The sequence below is a fragment of the Neisseria sp. P0022.S010 genome (assembly GCF_051956635.1).
The window spans coordinates 1-440 of the sequence record NZ_JBQCXF010000919.1 but is presented as its reverse complement, the minus strand read 5'-3'; the positions used below and the strand labels follow the sequence as shown (position 1 = coordinate 440).

Annotated in this window: 1 rRNA gene; it reads left to right on the top strand. The window is 50.9% G+C overall.

The window, feature by feature from the left end:
- Window positions 1–440 (top strand): 16S ribosomal RNA (locus ACTHUT_RS22110); the annotation flags it as partial.

Below are 440 nucleotides of genomic sequence, written 5' to 3'. Positions count from 1 at the left end.
CCTACGGGAGGCTGCAGTGAGGAATATTGGACAATGGAGGAAACTCTGATCCAGCCATGCCGCGTGAGTGAAGAAGGCCTTCGGGTTGTAAAGCTCTTTTGTCCCTGACGATAATGACGGTAGGGGAAGAAAAAGCCACGGCTAACTTCGTGCCAGCAGCCGCGGTAATACGAAGGTGGCAAGCGTTGTTCGGATTTACTGGGCGTAAAGCGTGCGTAGGCGGTTTGATAAGTCAGAAGTGAAAGCCCAGGGCTCAACCTTGGAATTGCTTTTGAAACTATTTTACTTGAATCCGGTAGAGGTTGGCGGAATTCTCAGTGTAGAGGTGAAATTCGCAGATATTGAGAGGAACACCAGTGGCGTAAGCGGCCAACTGGACCGGTATTGACGCTGAGGCACGAAAGCATGGGGAGCAAACAGGATTAGATACCCGTGTAGTC